At 71.0% G+C, this 18,198-nt stretch carries 16 protein-coding genes; 11 read left to right on the top strand and 5 right to left on the bottom strand.

The genetic code is table 11. The features are described 5' to 3' along the window. Window positions 1-78: 78 nt before the first annotated feature. Window positions 79-1,140 carry a GNAT family N-acetyltransferase gene (locus tag AC4D12_RS08160; RefSeq protein ID WP_490949388.1) on the top strand — a complete coding sequence of 354 codons (1,062 nt, stop codon included), beginning with the start codon at window positions 79-81 and terminating at the stop codon, window positions 1,138-1,140. A gap of 60 nt (window positions 1,141-1,200) precedes the next feature. Here AC4D12_RS08160 and AC4D12_RS08155 read toward each other — a convergent pair whose 3' ends face one another. Beyond that, window positions 1,201-3,981: a DNA gyrase/topoisomerase IV subunit A gene (locus AC4D12_RS08155; protein ID WP_490949387.1), complete on the bottom strand. Its 2,781-nt coding sequence runs from the start codon at window positions 3,979-3,981 to the stop codon at window positions 1,201-1,203. Window positions 3,982-4,070: 89 nt separating this feature from the next. On the opposite strand from AC4D12_RS08155, the gene AC4D12_RS08150 reads away from it, so the two are divergent. The 4 genes from AC4D12_RS08150 to AC4D12_RS08135 all read left to right on the top strand — a co-directional run bounded on the left by AC4D12_RS08150 (window position 4,071) and on the right by AC4D12_RS08135 (window position 9,589). Then, window positions 4,071-6,851, top strand: coding sequence for a bifunctional acetate--CoA ligase family protein/GNAT family N-acetyltransferase (locus AC4D12_RS08150; protein WP_490949386.1), 2,781 nt, complete (start codon window positions 4,071-4,073; stop codon window positions 6,849-6,851). 97 nt (window positions 6,852-6,948) lie between these two features. Further along, on the top strand, window positions 6,949-7,626 hold the full coding sequence (locus AC4D12_RS08145) for a DUF5998 family protein (RefSeq protein ID WP_490949385.1): 678 nt from the start codon (window positions 6,949-6,951) through the stop codon (window positions 7,624-7,626). Window positions 7,627-7,632: 6 nt separating this feature from the next. Further along, the gene (locus AC4D12_RS08140) at window positions 7,633-8,832 is read left to right on the top strand and encodes an alkaline phosphatase family protein (RefSeq protein ID WP_490949384.1); all 1,200 of its coding nucleotides are present in this window, start codon (window positions 7,633-7,635) and stop codon (window positions 8,830-8,832) included. Beyond that, the gene (locus AC4D12_RS08135; protein ID WP_490949383.1) at window positions 8,825-9,589 is read left to right on the top strand and encodes a thymidine kinase; all 765 of its coding nucleotides are present in this window, start codon (window positions 8,825-8,827) and stop codon (window positions 9,587-9,589) included. Before AC4D12_RS08140 ends, AC4D12_RS08135 begins: the two co-directional genes overlap by 8 nt. 17 nt (window positions 9,590-9,606) lie before the next feature. Here AC4D12_RS08135 and sepH read toward each other — a convergent pair whose 3' ends face one another. Further along, window positions 9,607-10,992: a septation protein SepH gene (sepH, locus tag AC4D12_RS08130; protein ID WP_490949382.1), complete on the bottom strand. Its 1,386-nt coding sequence runs from the start codon at window positions 10,990-10,992 to the stop codon at window positions 9,607-9,609. Window positions 10,993-11,186: 194 nt separating this feature from the next. Between sepH and AC4D12_RS08125 the strand changes: the two genes are divergently transcribed. Then, window positions 11,187-11,498: a DUF4193 family protein gene (locus AC4D12_RS08125; protein ID WP_490949381.1), complete on the top strand. Its 312-nt coding sequence runs from the start codon at window positions 11,187-11,189 to the stop codon at window positions 11,496-11,498. A 19-nt stretch (window positions 11,499-11,517) separates the two neighbouring features. On the opposite strand, the gene AC4D12_RS08120 is transcribed toward AC4D12_RS08125, so the two are convergent. Beyond that, the gene (locus AC4D12_RS08120; RefSeq protein ID WP_490949380.1) at window positions 11,518-11,994 is read right to left on the bottom strand and encodes a DUF3093 domain-containing protein; all 477 of its coding nucleotides are present in this window, start codon (window positions 11,992-11,994) and stop codon (window positions 11,518-11,520) included. A gap of 108 nt (window positions 11,995-12,102) precedes the next feature. On the opposite strand from AC4D12_RS08120, the gene dut reads away from it, so the two are divergent. From dut to AC4D12_RS08100, 4 genes are all read left to right on the top strand, one after another. After that, window positions 12,103-12,609 carry a dUTP diphosphatase gene (dut, locus tag AC4D12_RS08115; protein WP_490949520.1) on the top strand — a complete coding sequence of 169 codons (507 nt, stop codon included), beginning with the start codon at window positions 12,103-12,105 and terminating at the stop codon, window positions 12,607-12,609. Window positions 12,610-12,709: 100 nt separating this feature from the next. Then, complete coding sequence (locus tag AC4D12_RS08110; RefSeq protein ID WP_490949379.1) at window positions 12,710-13,594, top strand: DUF3710 domain-containing protein; 885 nt, start codon at window positions 12,710-12,712, stop codon at window positions 13,592-13,594. A gap of 5 nt (window positions 13,595-13,599) precedes the next feature. Beyond that, window positions 13,600-13,953 carry a hypothetical protein gene (locus AC4D12_RS08105; RefSeq protein ID WP_490949378.1) on the top strand — a complete coding sequence of 118 codons (354 nt, stop codon included), beginning with the start codon at window positions 13,600-13,602 and terminating at the stop codon, window positions 13,951-13,953. Then, on the top strand, window positions 13,950-14,735 hold the full coding sequence (locus AC4D12_RS08100) for a DUF3159 domain-containing protein (RefSeq protein ID WP_490949377.1): 786 nt from the start codon (window positions 13,950-13,952) through the stop codon (window positions 14,733-14,735). Before AC4D12_RS08105 ends, AC4D12_RS08100 begins: the two co-directional genes overlap by 4 nt. A gap of 49 nt (window positions 14,736-14,784) precedes the next feature. Here the strand turns inward: AC4D12_RS08100 and AC4D12_RS08095 are convergent, their stop codons facing one another. Both AC4D12_RS08095 and AC4D12_RS08090 read right to left on the bottom strand, forming a co-directional pair. Next, window positions 14,785-15,459, bottom strand: a complete 675-nt coding sequence (locus tag AC4D12_RS08095; RefSeq protein ID WP_490949376.1) for a potassium channel family protein — start codon at window positions 15,457-15,459, stop codon at window positions 14,785-14,787. Next, window positions 15,456-16,130: a potassium channel family protein gene (locus AC4D12_RS08090; protein WP_490949375.1), complete on the bottom strand. Its 675-nt coding sequence runs from the start codon at window positions 16,128-16,130 to the stop codon at window positions 15,456-15,458. The genes AC4D12_RS08095 and AC4D12_RS08090 overlap by 4 nt, the downstream gene beginning before the upstream one ends. Window positions 16,131-16,221: 91 nt before the next feature. On the opposite strand from AC4D12_RS08090, the gene AC4D12_RS08085 reads away from it, so the two are divergent. Continuing rightward, entirely contained in the window at window positions 16,222-18,198 is a 1,977-nt protein-coding gene (locus AC4D12_RS08085; protein WP_490949374.1) for an APC family permease, read from the top strand.

Raw genomic sequence — 18,198 nt, 5'->3', positions numbered from 1 at the left:
GGAGGTCACCGCGATCGGCAGCACTCCGTGGCGGTCGTCCTCCTGTGGTGGCGGGGTTCCCGGCGATACGCTGGCAGCATGACGCCCGAGACCTCACCGGAGGACGCCCGTCCCACCGCCCAACGCCCGACCGCGGAACGCCCCGAGGACGCGCGACAGCTGCCTTCCGACCTGCAGTGGCGACCGTTGGCCTACGCCGACATCGACCGGTGGCTGGCGCTCGTCAAGCGCATCGCCGTGACCGACGAGCCGGACTGGGTGGAGCAGCGCGCCGACCTCGAGCAGGCGCTGCGGAACTCGAAGAACGACGCCCGCCGCGACACGATCGCGGGCTTCGACGAGACCGGGGAGTTGAGGGCCTTCGGCCGGGTGTCCATGAACGCGGGCTCCACCCTCGTGCACGGGGCCGGAGGCGTGGATCCAGCCTGGCGACGCAGGGGTCTCGGCCGCGCGATCCTGCAGTGGCAGGCAGAGCGGGCACGCCGGCGGCTCGGCGAGAACGACCAGGCCGAGGGCGTGTTCAGGAGCTACGTCGAGGAGCGGAACCCCTCCCACCTCGCGCTCCTCCGCGGAAGCGGCAGCACGATCGTCCGGTACTTCACGGAGATGACCCGTCCGCTCGACCAGCCGATCCCCGAGGTGGTCTTCCCCGAGGACCTCGAACTGGTCAGCTTCGCCGACCCGGGAGGCCGCGACGTCGTCGAACTCGTGAGGCTCGCCCACAACGACGCGTTCCGCGATCACTGGGGGAGCGAGCCGCGCGACCAGGAATCGTGGCAGTTCACCGTCAGCCACCCCGAGTTCCGTGCGGACTGGAGCCTCGCGCTCGTGGAGCCCGGGAGCGGGGACGTGATCGCCTACCACCTGGCGAGCTGCGACCCGGACTCGCCGGAACTCCTCGGCCATTCCGAGGGCTACACCGATCTGCTCGGTGTGAGGAGCACCTGGCGGGGCCGCGGCCTGGCACCGGCCCTGCTTGCCGAGGCCATGAAGCGGTACAGGGCTGCGGGGATGGACAACGCGGGCCTCGGCGTGGACACGGACAACCCGTCCGGTGCCCTCGGGCTGTACGAGCGCCTGGGGTACGTGCCGACGCAGCGCTCGATCGTCTTCGACCTGCCTCTCACCGCAGCGGACTGAGCGGTCCCGCGTGTGCCGCCCCGTCGTCGTTCCGATGAGGCGGCACACGCGTTACGTCCGTCAGAGCAGGGTTCCCTGCCCGGACTCCCCGTCGCCGTCGTCCGTCACAGATGAGGACGGACTCTTCCGCTGACCGCGCTTCCGACCCGTGACCGGTCCACCGGTACCTGACCCGGGCTCCGCTCCTCCGCCGTCGATTCCAAGGTGAGGGACGGAGTCGGGAACGGGGTCGGGTACGGCGTCGATTCCGAGGTCGGGAACGGGGGTGGGCGAGGCAGGCCCGTCGCTCGTCGTGTCCGGCTCGGCACCGGCACCGGCACGAGCCGCGCCGGGCCCGCGCGCGCCCGCAGAGGCGATGAGCTCGAACAGTCCGTCGGGGCCGGGCCCGACGGCGTCGATCTGTTGATTCAGCGGTACGCCCGAGCCGTCACGACGCCCGTGCTCGGTGGGCAGCGCGCGCGCCACGCCGTTCGCGGAGGTGGCGCGTGCCGGCCCGTGCCCCACCCAGGCCAGGGACAACGCCTCTTCGCCACGGAGGAAGCGGTGCGCCCTGACACCCGCGGTCGCCCGCCCCTTGAGGGGGTACTGCGCGGCGTCGGTGACCTTCGCCGAACCGGCGGTGGTCCCGGGGAGTGCCTCACCGGACGCCGTGACCGTGACGACGACGGCGCGGGCGTCGGCGGGGGAGACGGCACCGAAGTGCAGGACCGCGTCACCGGAGGTGAGCTTGATACCCGCGACTCCGCCCGCCGAGCGTCCCTGCGGGCGCACCGCAGACGCCGGGAAGCGGAGCAGCTGCGCGAGGCGCGTGACGAACACGAGATCGTCCGCGTCCGAGGAGGCGACCACACCCACCACACGATCCTTCGGCTTCAGCGTGATGATCTCCCAGTCGTCGCGGTTGAGCGGGTGATCCGGCTGGACGCGCTTGACCACGCCCTGCGCCGTGCCGAGGGCGACGACGCCCGTCAGCGGCGCGAGGCCCACCAGCGATTCGCCGCGGGTGAGGGTCAGGAACTCCGACGACGGCACGCCCCCGGCGAGGTTCGGCATCCCGTTGGTGGGCGGGAGCGCCGGCATGTCCATGACCTGCAGGCGGATCATCCGACCCGCGGAGGTGACCGCACCCACCTCGCCGCGCGCCGTGGAGGGGAGCACGGAGAGGAGGGCGTCGTGGCGGAGGCGGGGGCCGTCGCCGAAGGGCTGACGGTCCGACGTCCTGGCGAGCTGTCCGGAGGCCGAGAGCAGCACCCAGCAGGGGTCGTCGGCGATCTCGAGCGGCAGGACGGCCTTCGCGCCCTTGCTCGGCGCGGGCAGCGAGGAACCCTTCAGCGGAGCCGACGCCTCGGACTCCAGCAGGACCGTGCGTCGCGGGGTGGCGAACTGTACCGCCAGTGCGGCGAGCTCCTCGGAGACGAGGGCGCGCAGGCGATCCTCGGACCCGAGGATCGCCTCGAGCTCGGCAATCTCGAGGCGCAGCTGCTCCTGCTCCTTCTCGAGCTCGATCCGCGAGTACTTGGTGAGCTGGCGCAGGCGCAGTTCCAGGATGTAGTTCGCCTGGACCTCGGTGAGGTCGTAGATGGCCATGAGCCGTTCCCGGGCCGCCGCGGTCTCGTCGGAGGACCTGATGATCTGGATGACCTCGTCGATGTCGAGGATCGCCACCAGCAGGCCCTCGACGAGGTGCAGGCGGTCGCGCTTGCGCTGCAGACGGTAGGACGTGCGACGCCGGACCACGAGGATGCGGTGCGCCACGTACACACGCAGCAGCTCGAGCAGGCCGAGGGTGCGGGGTTGCCCGTCCACGAGTGCCACGTTGTTGATGCCGAACGAGTCCTCCATCGGAGTGAACCTGTACAGCTGCGCGAGCACCGCGTTCGGGTTGAAGCCGTTCTTCAGCTCGATGACGAGCCGCAGGCCGTGCCGTCGGTCCGTGAGATCGACGATGTCGGAGATGCCCTGGAGCTTCTTGGCGTTGACGGCGTCCTTGATCCGCTCGATCACCTTCTCGGGGCCGATGGTGTACGGCAGTTCGGTGACCACGAGGCCGGTCCGGCGAGCGGAGAGCTGCTCGACCGTGACGGTGGCGCGCGTCTTGAACGAGCCGCGGCCCGTCGCATAGGCGTCGCGGACGCCGTCGAGCCCCACGATCCTGCCGCCGCTCGGCAGGTCGGGCCCGGGGACGAAGCGCATGAGGTCCTCGAGGGAGGCATCGGGGTGCGCGATGAGATGGCGTGCGGCGGCGACCACTTCGCCGAGGTTGTGCGGCGGCATGTTGGTCGCCATCCCGACGGCGATGCCGCTCGCCCCGTTGACGAGCAGGTTCGGGAAGGCCGCGGGCAGCACCTCCGGCTGCTCGAGGGAGTTGTCGTAGTTGGGGATGAAGTCGACGACGTCCTCGTCGAGGTGGCTGGTCATGCTGAGCGCGGCCGCGGCGAGCCTCGCCTCCGTGTACCGGGCGGCGGCCGGGCCGTCGTCGAGCGACCCGAAGTTGCCGTGACCGTCGATCAGGGGCAGCCGCAGCGAGAAGTTTTGTGCCATGCGCACCATGGCGTCGTAGATGGCCGTGTCGCCGTGCGGGTGGAGCTTGCCCATGACCTCGCCGACCACGCGCGCCGACTTCACGTGCCCGCGGTCGGGCCTCAGGCCCATCTCCGCCATCATGTAGAGGATGCGTCGCTGGACGGGCTTGAGGCCGTCACGGGCGTCGGGGAGCGCCCGGGAGTAGATCACCGAGTAGGCGTACTCGAGGAAGGACTCCTCCATCTCGGTCTCGACGTCGATGTCGATGATCTTCTCGGTGTAGTCCTCGGGCGGTGCGGTGTTCTGGCGCCTGGCCATGTCTGTGCGGTTCCTCGACGTCAGGGGATGGGGTTCGGGACGGGCGGCCCCGACGCGTGGGGCGAAGGGATGCCGACTACCCTGAGTCTATGGCGGCCGACGGACAGTACCCGGAACATTGGGAGGCCGATGTCGTCCTCCGCGACGGCGGAACCGCGCATCTGCGCCCCATCTCGCCGGAGGACGCCGACGCCGTGCAGGCGTTCCACGTCAGCCAGTCGCAGGCCTCGATCTACCTGCGCTTCTTCACCTACAAGGCCACGCTCAGCACCAAGGAGCTCCGCCGCTTCACCGAGGTGGACCACCACGACCGCGTGGCCTTCGTGATCACGCGGGGCGCGGAGATCATCGGGATCGGGCGGTACGACCGCCTCGACGACCCCCTCGAGGCCGAGGTGGCCTTCAACGTCTCCGACCACCACCAGGGACGCGGGGTCGGGTCCATCCTGCTCGAGCACCTCGCCGCCGCGGCGCGCGAGAACGGCATCGGTCGGTTCTCCGCCGAGGTGCTGCCCGAGAACCGCAAGATGATCACCGTCTTCGCCGAGGCCGGCTACGAGGTGGACCGGCACTTCGACGACGGCGTGGTGGTGCTCGGCTTCGACATCGACCCGACGCGCCGCTCGCAGGCGGTCATGGAGGCCCGTGAGCACCGCGCCGAGGCGCGCAGCATGGCCGAGCTGCTGACGCCGTCGTCCATCGCGGTGGTCGGGGCGAGCCGCGAGTGGGGCACGGTGGGGTACGAGCTCCTCGACCACATCGTCGACGCCGGGTTCACGGGGCGCGTGTTCGCGGTCAATCCCGAGGCCTTCGAGCTGCACGGCATGGTCTCCTACGCGTCCCTCGCCGAGGTTCCCGAACCGGTGGACCTCGCGGTCCTCGCCGTCCCGCACGCGCAGGTCGACGCCGTGGTCGACGAGTGCGCCCGCGCCGGCGTCAAGGGCCTGCTCGTCGTGACCGCCGGGTACACGGACGACGACGGGACGGGGCTCGCGCGCCAGCGCGCCCTCGTGCACAAGGCCCGGGCGCACGGCATGCGCGTGGTCGGCCCGGAATCGCTCGGACTGGTCAACACCGACCCCGCCGTGCGGCTGAACGCCTCCATGGCGCCGGACCTGCCGCTGCGCGGCGCACTGTCCCTCTTCAGCCAGTCCGCCGGGCTCGGGGTGCTGCTGTACGCCAGCGCGCACCGGCGCGGCCTCGGGCTCTCCTCGGTGATCTCCGCGGGCAACAGGGCCGACGTCTCGGGCAACGACGCCATGCAGTTCTGGGAGGACGACCCCACCACCGGCGCGGTGGGCCTCTACTTCGAGTCCATCGGTAATCCGCGCAAGTTCTCGCGCATCGCCCGGCGGCTCGCCCGCACGAAACCCGTCATCGTCGCCATGTCGGACGTCACCGGTGTCCGCCTGCCCCCCGGTCACGCCGTCCGCACCACCCAGGCGCCTCCCGGTGCGCTCGACTCGATGCTGCGGCAGTCGGGGGTCATGCGCGTCCGGACCACGGAGCAGCTCATGGACATCGCTCAGATCGTGGGGAGCCAGCCCCTGCCGCATGGCGGCGCGGTCGCGGTCATCGGGAACTCGCCCGCGCTCGGGTCCGTCGTGGCCGACGGCGTCGTGGCGCAGGGCATGACCGTCGCGCGGGTGGACGCCGGGCTGCAGCTCGACGTCGGCGCGTCGGTGGCCCTCCCCGCGCTCGAGGCCGCTGTCATGGACGCCCTGCAGGACGACGCTGTGGACGCCGCCGTCGTCGTCACGCTCCCCGCACGAGGGCTGACGGCCGAGGCCGTGGCCGCGTGCCTGCAGCGCTGCGGTGAGGCTGCGGGTAAACCCGTGATCGCATCCTTCCCCGGCATCCTCGACGGACGGCTCCAGCTCGACGGGCTGATCGCGGTGCCGTCCGATCGACCGACCGCTCCATCGGCTGCGGCGCACGGAGCGTCGACGTCGGGGCCGGACGACGCGCCGGACGCGCTCGACGCTCAGGACACGCCCTCGGGCCTCCAGCCGGGACTGCCGTGCTTCCCCAGCCCCGGAGCGGCCCTGGCCGCGCTCGGCGCCGTCGTGCGGTACTGCCGGTGGCGCGCCGTCGAGCACGGAGGCTTCGTGGACCCGGCCGACGTGGACGTCGACGAGGCGCTGCGCGTCCTCGCGCAGGTCCGTGCGAGGGTCTCCGACGTCGACCTGACGCGCCTCAGCCCGGGGGAGTGCGCGGCCCTCCTGTCCGCCTACGGCATCTCGCTCCTGCCCTCCGCGGGCTTCACGACGGCGGACGAGGCCGTGGAACACGCCGAACGGTTCGGTTTCCCGGTCGTGCTGAAGACGATGGACGAGCACCTGCGCCACCGCCTCGACCTCGGCGGGGTACGGCTCAACATCGAGGACGCGGCGTCCCTGCGCCGGAACATCATGCAGATGGAGAAGGTGCTGGCCCCGTTCGGCAGCTTCGGGATGGAGGTGCAGCCGATGGCTCCCTCCGGCCAGGCGTGCAGCATCCGCGCCATCGAGGACCCGCTGATGGGTCCCGTGGTGTCTTTCGGCCTCGCCGGGGACGCCGTCAACCTGCTCGACGACTGGGCGCACGCCGTGCCGCCGCTCACGTCCCACGACGTCACCGATCTCGTCCGGGCGCCCCGCGCCGCGCGGAAGCTCCTGGGCTACCAGGGGCTTCCGCCCGCGGACGTACCCGCCATCGAGGACCTCGTGGCCCGCGTGGCACTGCTGAAGGACAATCATCCCGAGATCGCCCGGCTGGACTTCAATCCCGTGCTCGTGGCCACCTCCGGCCTGACCGTCCTGAGCGCGGGGATCGACGTCGGCAACCCGCAACGCCGGACGGACAGCGCCCGGCGGGCCATGCGTGACTGACCCGCGACGCACGAGGGGCAGGACAGCACGTCGCGCCGTGTCGCCGCGTAGGCCCGCCCGTTAGGTGCAACGCGGGCGGGTGGGGGAAACTGGGGGTATGACCCCCTCGCTCTCCGCGCAGTGGCGCGACCTCGACAGGTCGCTCGAACGCACAGGTTTCTACCCGAGGCTCGTGGCCGACGTCGTCCGCGACGCTCTCGACGGCCGTGAACCGCTGTCCCACGTGGCGCACCTCGAGACGCATTTTGAGCGCACCGAGGTGCACCGACACATCACCGTGCTCGTCCTCACGGAGGACATGCTCGTCATCACCCACGTCGACGACCAGCAGCTCGACGACGCCGGTGAGCAGGTGATGGCGCAGATCTCCACGGAATCCGTCCCGGTCAGCCAGATCCGCTCCGTGGTGCTGAGCTACGTCTACGCGCAGCCGCAGGACTACAAGCCGTCGGACCCCGTGCGCGAGATGACCCTCGCCATCGCCTGGTCCGGCGGGCAGCGCATCGACATCGGCCCGGCCAGCTGCGGCGACGCCCAGTGCGACGCCGACCACGGCCTCACCGGCACCATGGCCCAGGAGGACATCGTGCTGCGGGTCAGCGCCGAGGCCGACGGCGCCCAGGCCGTGCAGAACGCGAAGGCATTCGCGCGCGCACTGCGCAAGGTGAACTCGGCGAGCCCGGCAGCGGGAGGGTTCGTCGTCGCGCCCGCCCCCGACACCCGCAGGCAGCCCGGCTTCGGCGCCCGGTTCAGCCGCGCCCACCACCAGCAGTAGCGTTCCATGAGCCGAGTGCACAGGGAATCCCTGCCCAGCGCGCCCGCCTACGGGTCCTCGACCGTCGCAGAGGTCATGACCAGTGCTGCCGCGACGATCGGGGTGCCGGGATTCGAGAACGCCCTCAGTCTGCCGGCGTCCCGCCGCGTCGCCGTGGTCATGGTGGACGGTCTCGGCCTGGGCCTCCTGCGCAAGCACGCCGCGCACGCACCCTACCTGCGGGAGCGGCTGGAGACGGCCCGCATGCTCTCCTCGGCGTTCCCCTCGACCACGGCCTCCTCGCTCGCAAGCCTCGGGACGGGACTGCCGCCCGGACGCCACGGGCTCGTGGGGTACGACGTCCTCGACCCCGACCAGGACAAGGTGGTCAACATGCTCGGCCGGTGGGACGCCGGCGTCGACCCCGCTCTCTGGCAGCCGCACGAGACGGTGTTCGAGCGGGCAGCCCGCCATATCCCGGTGGTCACCGTGAGCCAGCCCCGGTTCGAGGACTCGCCCATGACACGGGCGGCCCTCCGGGGCGGGGTGTTCGTCGGGGCATCGACCATCCACGCGATGCTCGACACCGCGGCCGAGCGGTTGTCCCGTGCGCCGAGCATGCTCATGTACTTCTACCTCAATGACCTCGACAAGGCCGGGCACCGCTACGGTGTGGCCTCGAGCCACTGGCTCCGGGCCCTGGAGGACCTCGACGCAGCACTGAAGCTCCTGGCCCGCCGCGTCCCCTCCGACACCCTCCTCCTGGTGACGGCGGACCACGGGATGGTGGACGTCCCGGCGACGCAGCGCATCGACTACGCGCAGCGACCGGACCTGCTGGACGGCGTCCGTCACACGGCGGGTGAGGCGCGGATGCTGCACCTGTACCTGGACACGAACCTCACAGCCACCGAGCGCGAGGCCGTCGCGGTGCGGTGGCACGAGGCCTTCGGGACCCGTGCGTGGGTCCTCACCCGGGACGAGGCGATCGCGCAGGGGTACTTCGGCGCCGTGGATGATGCCGTCCGCCCTCGTATCGGCGACGTCCTCGTCCTGGCCCGCGAGGCCATCGCCCTGATCGACGGGCGGCGCGTCCAGCACACCGCCTTCGAGATGGTCGGGCAGCACGGCTCGCTCACGCGGGCCGAGCGGGAAGTCCCCCTGTTGCAGCTCCCCACGGCGGACGGCGGGTCGCCCGCCCGGCGCAAGGGGCGCGGCCGTGGCTGAGCTGCTGTTCTTCTCGGGCACCATGGACTGCGGGAAGTCGACGCTCGCCCTGCAGATGGACCACAACCACGCGGCACGCGGACGGCAGGGTCTGCTGTTCAGCTCGCACGACCGCGCGGGCGAGTCGATGATCTCCAGCCGACTCGGGCTGCAGGTCCCCGCGGTGGAGGTCCGGGCGGAGACGGACTTCTGGTCGGAGTTCTCACGACGCCAGACCAGGGGGGCGCGGATCGACTACGCCATCTGCGACGAGGCGCAGTTCTATTCCGTGGAGCAGATCGATCAGCTCGCGCGCGTGGTTGACGAGATGGGTATCGACGTCTTCGCCTTCGGTATCACCTCGGACTTCCGCACCAGGCTCTTCCCCGGATCGCAGCGCCTGATCGAGCTCGCGGACCGCGTGCAGGTCCTCCAGGTCGAAGCCCTGTGCTGGTGCGGCAAGCGGGCCACGCACAACGCGCGCACCGTGGACGGCGTGATGGTCGTCGAGGGTGACCAGATGGTCGTCGGGGACGTCGACCAGTCGGCCGGCGTCCCGGGTGACCTCGACGGCGGCCCGGCGGGTGCGTCCCGCGGAGGTGCCTCCGCGTCGGGTGCGGCGGATGGCGGCCGGGACCTGACCCCGGTGATCGGGTACGAGACGCTCTGCCGCGGGCATCACATGCGCCGACAGACCTCGCGCACCTCGCCGTTGCTCTTCAGCAACGAGATCCCGCTGCCGTTCGAGCAGAGGACCGAGGAGCTCGCAGGCCCCTGACGCCCTCCCGCGCGGGCTCAGTCCCCCCGGCGTCCGAACACGATGTCGTCCCAGCTCGGGACGCTGGAGCGCTTCGGCTTGGCGCGTCGCTCGGCGGCCGGGTCGGCGTCGTCCTTCCCGCTGTCCTTCGCGGCGGCCTTCGCGCTGTCCCTCGCCTTGCCGGCGTTCGCAGCCGGCCTCGCGGGCTCGTCGGCGGTAGCTCCCGTGCGATCGCGGGGTGCCTTGCCCGACGACGGTCGGGCGAAGATGCTGATCTCCCGGGTGTCGGTGCTGACGCCGTCATACAAACGCGGCGTGCCGTCGTCGTTGCGGTCCTGCGACGCATCACCCTCCTTCGGATCACCGTTGTCGGCGTCGGCAGAGGCCTGCGGAGCCAGGGAGAGCGGGAGGACGGGGTCCTCACCGTGGCCCGGCTCGGACTCCCCACCGTCGCGGGGGTGCGCGGCAGGAATGGCTCCGCGTGTGAGCATGACGGCGAGGGCGTCGTCCTGCTCCTCGTCGGCGCCGAGTCGCTGCCCGCGCCGCGACCGGAGGACCTCCAGGAGGCTGTCCTGCTCCTCCGACGGTGAGGGTGCGTCGGAACCGTCGAGTGCGTCTGTCCCGTCGCGTCCTTCGACGGCTTCGTGTGCATCGGACTCCTGGGCCCCTGCGTCCTTGACGGCTTCGAAATCGAAGACGCGGTCCGCGACGGCGCTGAGCCGCCGGGAGGGAAGCGGGCCGTCGAGCGGTTCGAGTTCGCTCAGCACCTGCGCCCATCGGTTGCCGTTCGCCACGTTCTTCCGCGTGGGGTTGTACGTCCACCAGGCAGGGGGCTGCTCCCCGAGGTCCACCCGTGACTCCTCCGGGAGCTCGAACGACGCCACCACGTGCCAGGCGCCGTCGGGCCGGCGCCAGGAATCCCACTCCAGCGTCGCCGGATCGATCCCGTAGCTGCGGACCCGGTACGCGACCATGTCGCCGAGCCGCGCGGGTTCGTCCCCGAACGCCGACCGGTACCCGTCGTGGCTCGGCAGGGGGGAGGCGACCTCGACGCGCTGGGCGAGGTAGGCGATGTACTCGCGCTCGGCCCTGACGGGGCCCTCGTAGCGCAGGACGTGCTGCAGGTCGACACCGGCGTCGGAGGCGACCTGTTCGGCCGTCGCACCCGACCGGATGCGCGCCTGGATGTCACGTGGAGTGAGCGGGACCGGCGGCTTCGTCGGCTTCCTCGCGGGGGGAGTCGCTGGGGTGCCCGCGGCGTCGGTGGCGGTGTCCTGTCCGGCCGCGCTGATCGCCCTGCCCGCGTTCTCGCCGGCCGTGGCCGTGCGCAGGGCATCGTCGATGGGCAGACGGAACGTCGCGCCCTGTTCGCTGCTCAAGCGCAGATGTTCGCCATCCACTCCCACCAGGCGTAACTCCTGCATGCATTCCTCCAGCTGACGGCATTTCCTAGATGAAACTGTGCCATTGAATGACAGCCTTTCCTACTACACCGCGAGGCGTGGCGCTCCGGGCCTCCGCACGGCCCCTCGCGGGCACAAATCGGGCGTGCCCGGCGTTGACGAAAGCGGCGAGCAGTGGCTCGCCGCAGCAGACAAGGGAGCGTGGGATACCAGGCATGACACCTCATGACGAGGCAACCGACACGATGGCCGGCGGAACGATCACGGACACCTACGGAGCGCGGCCCTCTGTGCTGACCCTTGCCCGGCGATTGTTCGGTGCGGAGGCGGTGACCGCGGAGGACATCGCGTCGGCGGAGGCCTTCGATCTCCCCGGCGCCGATCTGTCCAGCGAGGAGGTGACCGAGCAGGTCCTGGCCGCCCAGGCGGACGAGTTCACCTGCGCGTCCTGCTTCCTGGTACGGCACCGGTCGCAGATCGCCCACGACCGCGGGGGGCAGCTGTTCTGCACGGAGTGCGAGGGCTGACCCTCGCACTCGGACGGCGTCACGCCTCGAGGGCGGCCACGAGACGTTCGGGGTGGCGGGAGGACATCAGCCAGTACGGCGTCCGGTCCTCGGGATCGGTGACCTGGACCGTCACGATCGGCGAGATCCATCCGCGGATGCAGAGGTACGCGAGGCCGTTGAGCCCCGGTCCGCGTTCATACGTCGCGTCGTCGCCCGTGAACCACTCCGCCGTCCCGAGATACCTGCGCTCGATCGACGCCCGTCCCACCGTGAGGGTGGTCGGAGTCACCTGGATGCGCGGCGTGGAGAGGATCAGCAGCGTGAACACGATCGCCGCGACCACCACGGCGGCCCCGACGGCGAAGCCCACGGAGATGGGCGCGAACATCACGATGGTGGCCGACGAGAAACCCGCGGCGATCAGCCAGATCCAAGGGGAGGGCCACAGCTTCTCCTCGTACAGGACACTCTCGCCGGACGTGGTGCGGGGGGCTTCCCCTGGTGCGCTGGACATGACTCCAGCATTCCATCAATCGGGTCGCACCTCATCCCTCGCCGCCGTCGGAGCGCCGGTCAAAGGCGCTACAGTGGGGGGCTGGTAGCCGGAATGCGAACGGTGGAGATGCGGTCGATGGGTGCACAGCAGGGCCTCCCGGTCCAGATCGTGATGCTCGACGACGGGCTCGTGCCGCCCTCCTACGCCACCGACGGCGACGCCGGCGCCGACCTCCGCACCACCGTCGACCTCGTCCTCGAACCCGGCGAGCGGGCCCTCGTGCCGACCGGGGTCGCGATCGCCCTCCCTCCGGACCATGTCGGGCTCGTCCATCCCCGGTCGGGACTGGCGGCGCGCTTCGGCGTGACCGTCGTCAACGCACCGGGGACCATCGACTCCGGGTACCGGGGCGAGATCCAGGTCTGCCTGCTCAACACCGATCGCTCCGCCGCCGTGCGTTTCACCCGGGGCGACCGCATCGCCCAGCTGGTCATCCAACGCGTCGAGCACGCCGATTTCGTCGTGGTGCAGGAGCTTCCCGGAACCGCTCGCGGGTCCGGCGGCTTCGGGTCCACCGGCGGCTTCCGCGATCCGGCGGCCGGCAGCCCCCCGGTCAGCGTCGTGGACGGCTGACGCCCCCGGGCCGCGCTCGAACCCCAGACCGCACCGCATCACCACACGTCACCACCGCAGTCCCACGAACCCTCTCACGTCATCAGGAAAGGAACCCGCCATGGCTTTCGGGCGCCTCAGGAAGAAGAAACAGGACGACGCCGCTCCGGCCGGCGAGTCGGCACAGCAGCACGACGCCGAGCCCACCACGGAGACGGGGGTCACGGCGTCCACCGCCACTCCCGAGGTGACGGATCCCGCGCCGACGGGCTCCGAGGCATCGGACTCCGCGCCGACGGATCCAGCGCCGACCGACTCTGCGCCGACGGGCGATGACGCACCGGCTGTCGCCCCCCAGGCCGGCCACGTCGCGACGGCCGACTACGACCGCGCCGCACTCGGACCGTTCGACGCCTCCGAGCAGGACACTGCGAGCGGTTACATCGACCTCGGTGCACTGCGCATCAACGCCGCCGAAGGCCTCCAACTCCGCCTCGAGGTCGAGGAGCGCAGCAAGCGCGTCATCGCCGTCACCCTCGACCTCGGCGGCTCCACCCTGCAGCTCCAGGCCTTCGCGGCACCCAGGACCGAAGGACTGTGGGACGAGATCCGGGAGCAGATCGGCGTGTCGGTAGGGTCCCAGGGCGGCACGGTGCAGGAGCGCCCGGGGCGCCTCGGCACGGAACTGGTCGCGACGCTGCCCGCCCAGACGCCGGACGGCCAGGCAGGCGTGCGCGTCGCGCGGTTCGTCGGTATCAACGGGCCCCGGTGGTTCCTCCGAGGTGTGTTCGGCGGACCGGCAGCCATCGAGCCCCACGCAGCCGCGGCCATCGAGCAGCTCTTCCGCAGCGTCGTCGTGGTCCGTGGTGACCACCCGTTGCCCCCACGGGAACTGCTGCAGCTCAAGCTCCCCAAGGACGCCGCTGCAAGTCCGCCGCCGCTGACGCCCGAGCGCCCGGACCTCAACCCGCTGCAGCGCGGCCCCGAGATCACCGAGACCCGCTGACGCACGTGCCCGTCTCGCCGAACCCGCCGTCGTCGCGCGCCATCCGCCCCCCGGGGAGTGACGCGGACGCCGCGGGGGTGGAGCTGCCCCAGCGGGGGAGGATCACCGTGCAGGGGGTGGTCGAGCGGGTCACCCTGGCTCCGGCGCTCAGTGCTCCGACGTTCACGGTCCTCCTGCGGATCATCCGACGGGCCGTCCGCCATGACGTGCGCGTCGTCTGGATGGGCCAGCGCCGGGTCCCGGGCATCGAGGCCGGCGTGGCCGTCAGGATCGAGGGCATGCTGACCCGCGTGGACGGCATCCCCACCGTGTACAACCCCCGCTACGAGATCATCGGCCGGCCCGAGGAGTATTCATGAGTGACACCGACAGGCCCGCCGAGGGCGACGCGCAGCGGCAGGCACCTGCGGGTGGGTCCGGACAGGATCACGAGGCGCACCAGGGCCCGACGGCGGCGGAACTCGCGTCCCAGTACGCCGCCCGATCCGGCGTGCAGCGCTCGGAGTCCGGGCAGATCGACGTCCTCTCGTCCATCGGCGGTGTGCAGGGTCTCGCGGAGAGCATCGCGCCCGGCCTGGTGTTCACCGTCCTCTTCACATTCACGTCCGAGCTGTCCGTCTCCCTGATCGCGGCCCTGGCCGTGGCCGCGGTCTTCACGGTGATCAGGCTCGTCTCCCGCACTCCCGTGACACAGGCCCTCGCGGGCCTCGTGGGCGTGGCGTTCTGCGCCTTCGTGGCGCAGCGGACCGGCAACGCCGAGGACTTCTTCCTGCCCGGCTTCTACATCAACGGCGCGTACATCGTGGCCATGGCGGCGTCGGTGGTCTTCCGCTGGCCCTTCGCCGGGCTCATCTTCGGCTTCATCCGCAACGAGGGCATCGAATGGCGGAAGGACCCCGGCCGCGTACGCGCCTACGCCCTCGCGACGTGGATCATCGTCGGGGTGCTCGCCCTGCGGCTCGTGGTGCAGGTCCCTCTGTACCTCGCGGAGAACGTCGCGGCGCTGGGGTCCACGCGGGTGGCCATGGGCCTGCCGCTCTACGCGCTCGGCCTGTGGCTCGCCTGGGTGGTGTCGCGTCCGCGGATCTTGCCCACGGACGGCGCCGGGGAGAAGGCCTCGGCCACGCCGCCGTCGTCCTGACGCCCGCCACTGCGGCACCGGACCCCTCGCGGACGCTGCGCCGGCCGTCCTAGGAGTCGTCCTCCATGCGCGCCGAGAGCGCCACCCGCAGGGCGTCCTCCGCGGCGATCGCCGCGAGGAAGAACACCTCGTCGCCGCCCTCGACCACGTCGTCCGGGCTCGGCGTCATCGGTGACTCGTCGCGCAGGATGGCGACGACGGCGCAGTCCGAGGGCAGCTCTATCGATCCGATCGTGCCGCCCACCAGCGGTGAGTCGTGCGGGACCGTGAACTCGACGATCGACGCAGCCCCGGTCTGCAGGGTCAGCAGGCGCACGAGGTCGCCGATCTCCACCGCCTCCTCGACGAGCGCCGTCATGAGGCGGGGCGTGTTGACGGCGACGTCGACGCCCCAGGAGTCGTCGAACATCCAGTCGTTCTTCGGATTGTTGACGCGACCGACCGTGCGGCCCACCCCGAACTCGCTCTTCGCGAGCAGGGACACCACCAGGTTGACCTTGTCGTCACCGGTCGCCGAGACCACCACGTCGGCCTCGTCGAGCCGCGCGTCCTTCAGCGTCGTCAGCTCGCAGGCGTCGCCGATGAGCCACTTCGCGCCCTTGAGCCCGCTCCGGCCGATGACCTCGGGCTTCTCGTCGATGAGCAGGATCTCGTGCTTGTTGCCGAGGAGCTCACGGGCGATGGACGAGCCGACACTGCCGGCACCTGCGATGACAACCCTCACGGGGCCTCCTCCTTCGGTGGTGCGGCGAGGATGCGGCCGATCTCGTCGGTCGCCGTCGTCCTCATCATGGCGTGCAGGATGTCGCCCTGCTGATAGCTCGTCTCGGAGGTAGGCAGCATGCCCTCGCCGAACCGTGTGATGTAGGCGATCCGCACCCCGCTGGCCGCCTCGATGCTCCGCAGCGACCGGCCGAGCCACCCGTCCCCGAGGGCGAGCTCCGCGAGGATCAGGCGCCCCGAGGTCTCCCGGAAGTCACCGTTGATGGTCTGCTCCGGGAGGATTCGACGCAGCACCTGGTCTGCGCTCCACCGCACGGCCGCGACCGTGGGGATACCGAGTCGCTGGTAGATCTCCGCGCGCCCCGGGTCGTAGATGCGGGCCACCACGTGGGGTACGTGGAAGGTCTCCCGCGCCACCCGTGTGGCGAGGATGTTCGAGTTGTCGCCGCTGGAGACGGCGGCGAACGCGTAGGCCTGCTCGATCTCGGCGTACTTGAGGGTCTCCCGGTCGAAACCGACACCGGTGACCCGCCGCCCCCCGAAGGAGGAGCGCAGCCGGCGGAAGGCGCGGTCGTCCTGGTCGATGATCGCCACGGAGTGGCCGGACTCGTCGAGCGTGTGGGCGAGGCTGACGCCTACCCGGCCGCAGCCCATGATCACGAAATGAGCCACCGGGTGCACCTCGGGTTCCTGTGTCGAGCGGACGATTCCAGCCCCAAGCCTAGTGGCTGGGCGCAGGCACGGACGCAGTAGTCTGTGGGGCGTGCTGACTTTTCTCGAGGCCGTCAAGCGGGTGCTGGTCGGCAAGCCGTTCGCCAGTGACCGGCTGAGGAACAGGACTCTCCCCAAGCGCCTCGCCATGCCGGTGTTCTCGGCGAGCGCCCTCTCCTCCGTGGCCTACGCGCCCGACGAGATCCTCCTGACGCTCGCGCTCGCGGGCGTCGCATCGGTCGCCGTCTCGCCCTGGGTGGGTCTGGCCGTGATCGCCGTGCTGCTCGTCGTCATCGCCTCCTACCGGCAGGCCGTGCACGCCTACCCCTCCGGCGGAGGGGACTACGAGATCGCCAAGCGGAACCTCGGCCCCCGCGCCGGCACAACGGTCGCCTCGGCGCTCATGATCGACTACCTGCTCACCGTGGCGGTGTCGGTCTCGGCCGCCGCGCAGTACCTGGTCTCGATCGCGCCCGCTCTCGAATCCGGCCGCGTGGTGCTGGCGGTGGTCGGCGTCGCCCTCCTGGTCCTGCTGAACCTCCGCGGGATCACCCGCGGGGTGCGTGCGCGCGCGGTGATCACCTACGCGTTCCTCGCGGGCATTCTCATCCTCTGTGCCACGGGTACCGCGCAGGTCCTCTCGGGGTCGCTCGAGGAGGCACCGAGTGCGCGGTTCGAGATCCTCCCGGACGCCGCGCTCGACGCCGGCCTGGTGGGCCTGGCCGGCGCGCTGCTGATCCTCCGGGCGTTCTCCGCGGGGGCGGCCGCCCTGACCGGGCTCGAGGGCCCGGGAGCGAACGTGCCGCGCTTCGAGGCGCCGCGGAGCCGCAACGCCGCCACCACGCTCCTGGTCCTCGGCCTCGTCTCCTCCGTGATGCTCGCGGGCGTCCTCTTCCTCGCCGACGCCGCGCGGGTGCACGTGGTGCAGGACCCGTCCTCCCAACTGCTGCTCGACGGCGGTCCGGTCCCGGCCGACTACATCCAGGCACCCGTGGTGAGCCAGCTGGCGAGGACGGTGTTCGGGTCCGACTCGCCCCTCCTGTTCGTCGTGGTGGCGGCCACCGCCCTCGTCCTGATGCTCGCCGGCCACGCCGCGTTCAACGCCTTCCCGGTGCTGGCCTCGATCCTCGCCACGGACGGCTACCTGCCACGCCAGCTGCGCACGCGCGGCGACCGCCTGACGTTCAGCAACGGCATCATCGCGCTGGGACTGGGCGCCGTCGTCCTCATCCTGGTCTTCCAGGCCGACGTCACCGCGCTGGTGCAGCTCTACATCGTGGGCGTGTTCGTGTCCTTCACCGCCGGCCAGCTCGGACTCATCCGGCACTGGACGCGGACGCTGCGCAGCACCGTGGGGACGCAGGAGCGCTGGCGCATGCAGAAGTCCCGGGCCATCAACACGCTCGGGTTCGTCCTCACCGCCGCGGTGCTCGTCGTCGTGCTGGTCACGAAGTTCGAGTACGGCGCGTGGATCGCCGTCCTCGCGATGGCCGTCCTCTTCGCACTGATGCGGAGCATCAAGAAGCACTACGACGCCGTCGCGGAGGAACTCGCCATCGACGACGCCGTCAAGCTGCGTGCCCTCCCGTCCCGCGTGCACGCCGTGATCCTGGTCTCGCACGTCCGGAAACCCGTGCTCAGGGCACTCGCGTTCGCGCGCGCGTCCCGCCCGTCCCGGCTGGACGCCATCACGGTGGACGTCGATCCGGAGCAGACGCGCCGCACGCTCGCCGACTGGGAGAAGTACGAGATCCCGGTACCCATCACCGTCCTCGCGTCGCCCTACCGCGACACCATCTCGCCGATCCTCGACTACATCAGGACCATGCGCCGTGACGCTCCGAGGGACCTGATCGTCGTCTACATCCCCGAGTACGTGGTGGGTCGGTGGTGGGAGCAACTGGTGCACAACCAGACGGCGCTGCGCATCAAGGCGCGGCTCCACTTCGTCCCCGGCGTCATGGTGGCCAGCGTCCCGTGGCAGCTCGCGTCCTCGGACGCCACCCGCACCTACCAGGACCTCAACTAG

Source organism: Arthrobacter sp. TJ-266, assembly GCF_058269115.1.
This window is presented reverse-complemented; position numbering and strand designations above follow the sequence as displayed.